This is a genomic window from Synechococcus sp., from assembly GCF_982614295.1.
Genome location: NZ_CEXBMR010000080.1, coordinates 1 through 3,495 on the forward strand (window position 1 = coordinate 1; position 3,495 = coordinate 3,495).

A 3,495-nucleotide genomic window follows, 5' to 3' on the forward strand; every position below is an offset into this window, starting at 1 on the left:
AGTTTCATCACTCCTTCACTACGTTTTTCACCCAGAGTCCAGGTGGGGAAAGCTTTTATGCCCGCTTTACGGCAACGTTCGCGGCCGGCATCATCTTTATCGCATTCAACGTATGGGATCTCCTTTCCAGCTTCGGTGCCAAAAAGATTCTTTTGATGAAAACAATGGGTGCACCACCAAGCGCCATAAAAAATCGCACCCATCTGTTTCAAAGCCTTAGCAAATTGCAGTTGTTCGGCAGTGGAAGGGCTTACGGCATCGCCCAAGTTGCCTGCCCTAAGAGGAGATCCCATTGCCGCCGCAGTAAGCAAGGCAAAAGCTGGCAATAGCCACGTTGAGCGAGCCATAAATGATTTACTTTTTTGTAGATTAAGAGCTTGCCGCTTAGCTGACAAACTTGGATTCCATCGTTTCTGCAGGCTGGTGATGGCAGGGGGTGGTTATCGCGACTATTTCAAAGTGCTTGAACTGGAGCGGGGGGCTGATGCTGATGCCGTGAAAAAGGCCTTTCGGCGCCTTGCGCGCCAATATCACCCTGATGTGAACCCTGGCGATGCCAGCGCCGAGGCCCGCTTTAAAGAAATCAGTGAAGCCTATGAAGTGCTTTCTGATCCAGAAAAACGCCAACGGTATGAACAGTTTGGTCAATATTGGAATCAAGCAGGAGCGTCTCAAGGTGCTGGCGCTGATGTGGATTTCGGCCGCTATGGCAATTTCGACGATTTCGTTAACGACCTACTCGGCCGTTTTGGTGGCCCGGCTGGATTTGGCTCTGGGGGATTTCCTGGTGCCGCTACTCAAGGCGTAAATCTTGATGCCGAAGCAAATCTAAAAGTGAGTTTTGCTGAAGCTTTTCGCGGCTGTGAACGCAGCTTGCAGGTGAACCAAGAACGTGTGCAAGTGCGAATTCCACCAGGGGTGCGCAGCGGCAGCCGCCTGCGTTTGAAAGGGAAAGGGAACCTCCAACCCAGCAGCGGCCGCAGGGGTGATCTCTATCTCAATATCCAATTAGAGAATCACCCGGTTTGGAGTATCGACGGCGATCTAATGCGGGCTGATTTACCGCTCAGCCCCGACGAAGCCATCCTTGGCGGGGAATTAGTAGTTCCCACCCCTGATGGGGAGGCGATAGTTACGGTGCCAGCTGGAATAAGCAGCGGCCGCAGCTTGCGTTTAAAAGGTAAAGGTTGGCCTTTGCGTGAAGGCAGAGGCGATCTTCTATTAACGATTCAATTGCAATTGCCTAGCGAACTAAGCACTGAAGAACGTGGCCTTTATGAACAACTACGCCAGGTTCGTCAAAATCTCAACCTGAACCCAAGAGCTCAATTATTGACAACATCTAGCTTATAGGTAAAATGAGTAAATTACAGAAATAACAAGTGTAATGTTGCACAAAATATTGCGAAAAAAATCGCTTTTATTTTTATTATTCAGTTTTATTCTTTCATTTTTCCTGGCAATCGCAATTCAATTTCCTCAACCTGTAGTTGCACAAGGCAAGGCTGCGCCGGTTAGCGAGGGAACAGCGATTGATCCAGCACGCAGTTTTATACTTGGGATGCATATAGAAAATATCTATAATCTTTCTCTTAAAGACAAAAATTTCTCTGCCGAAGGTTGGTTTTGGCTTGAATGGCCAGAAGCCATTCAGGAGCTGATTATTAAAAATAAAATACCACTTTTAGAACTTGTTGAAATAGTTAACCAAGTGGAAATATGGGATTCACAGATTCAACTTGATAGCGCTGAACCTGAATTAAAGCCAAACGGAAATAGGCTGCAACTTTATAGATTTTCTGCAAAATTTTATGATCATTCGCAAACCCTAAAACGCTTCCCCTTTCAACAATTAGAACTACCGATAATCATTGAAACTAGCCCATCTATTTTCTCACTAGCTGCTGAAGCCATCAGATTAAATCCAGCTCTTGACGCTAAAGGGGTTAAAGGGCAATACGTGGGTATCAACGGATACCAGACAGGAGATGTTAGTGTAAAAAATATGATTTATACTTATAATACAAATTTCGGAGAGAAAAATGGCATTGAGGGTGGAGAATTTAGCCGAATTGAATACAATGTTAATTACTATACAGAATTTTGGTCTGCCTTTTATCAGTATGTAATGCCATGGCTTGCGGTAATGGCAATGCTTTTACTAGCTCCAAACCTGGAAGGGAAGCTCACTGAATTGCGCTTAGCAATACCCTCTACAGCTCTACTCACTTTAGTGTTTCTGCAGCTAGGAACAAATGCAGATCTACCCAAATTATCGTATATATCTTTTATAGATCAATTGTATTTATTTGGCTACATAGCTTCAATCGCTCTTTTTGCTTTATTCGTTTGGGGAAGCAATGCCTACGAAAATTCAATTGAATCTCAGCGAGAAGCAGTGATGCAAAAAATAAATAAAATAGATGCAATCTATCAATCTATTATTATTGGTGGCAGCATTTTCATTGCAGTTGCTGCTTTTGCTTTCCGGTAACAACTCTTGCCAATTTGCGATTGCAAAACGCTTAGTGCCTAAGATTGCGCCAATTACAAATACAGTATGGAACTTTCATACCGTCCGCGCCGGCTGCGTCGCACCCCTGCTCTGCAAGCCATGGTTCGGGAAAACCATCTGAGTGCAGCTGATTTTATTTATCCATTATTTGTGCATGAAGGGGCCAGCAACGAACCTATATCTGCAATGCCAGGTTGCCAGCGCTGGAGCCTTGATGGCTTAATCACTGAAGTGGGGCGGGCTTGGGAGCTTGGTATTCGCTGCGTGGTGCTTTTCCCAAAAGTGGCAGACGGATTAAAAACCGAAAATGGCAGCGAATGCTTCAACGAAGGTGGCTTGATCCCTCGGGCAATCCGGCGCCTTAAAGATGTGCATCCTGATATGACGCTGATGACAGATGTAGCCCTTGATCCCTACTCCTGCGATGGTCACGACGGCCTCGTTAATGATGCAGGCGTGGTTCTAAATGATGAAACAGTAGAAATTCTTTGCCGCCAAGCAATTACCCAGGCCCAAGCCGGTGCTGATTTAATTGGCCCCAGCGACATGATGGACGGCCGAGTAGGGGCAATCCGCGAAGCACTTGATGCTGAAGGTTTTGAACATGTAGGCATCATTAGTTACACCGCTAAATATGCCTCCGCCTATTACGGCCCATTTCGTGAAGCCCTTGATTCCGCCCCCAGAAGCAGCGGCAACAAGCCAATTCCCACAAACAAAGCCACATACCAAATGGATCCCGCCAACGGCCGGGAAGCTCTTACAGAAGCTTTACTTGATGAGCAAGAAGGCGCAGATATTTTGATGGTTAAACCAGGCCTTGCCTACCTTGATATCGTTCAGCGCTTGCGCGCAGAAACAGAACTGCCAATCGCTGCGTATAACGTAAGTGGTGAATATTCAATGGTTAAAGCTGCCGCTGAACGCGGCTGGATTGATGAACGGGCCGTGGTGCTTGAAACCCTGCTTTGTTTTAAACG

The 3,495-nt window shown here is 46.2% G+C and carries 4 protein-coding genes; 3 read left to right on the forward strand and 1 reads right to left on the reverse strand.

The window, feature by feature from the left end:
- On the reverse strand, positions 1-347 hold a 347-nt coding region (locus AC2JC8_RS09800; protein WP_484594647.1), incomplete at its 3' end, for a thioredoxin domain-containing protein.
- 79 nt (positions 348-426) lie between these two features.
- Between AC2JC8_RS09800 and AC2JC8_RS09805 the strand changes: the two genes are divergently transcribed.
- From AC2JC8_RS09805 to hemB, 3 genes are all read left to right on the forward strand, one after another.
- Positions 427-1,353: a DnaJ C-terminal domain-containing protein gene (locus AC2JC8_RS09805; protein ID WP_484401251.1), complete on the forward strand. Its 927-nt coding sequence runs from the start codon at positions 427-429 to the stop codon at positions 1,351-1,353.
- A 34-nt stretch (positions 1,354-1,387) separates the two neighbouring features.
- Positions 1,388-2,494: a ligand-gated ion channel gene (locus tag AC2JC8_RS09810; RefSeq protein WP_484594648.1), complete on the forward strand. Its 1,107-nt coding sequence runs from the start codon at positions 1,388-1,390 to the stop codon at positions 2,492-2,494.
- 66 nt (positions 2,495-2,560) lie between these two features.
- Positions 2,561-3,495: porphobilinogen synthase (hemB, locus tag AC2JC8_RS09815; RefSeq protein WP_484594649.1), on the forward strand; the 935-nt coding region annotated here is incomplete at its 3' end.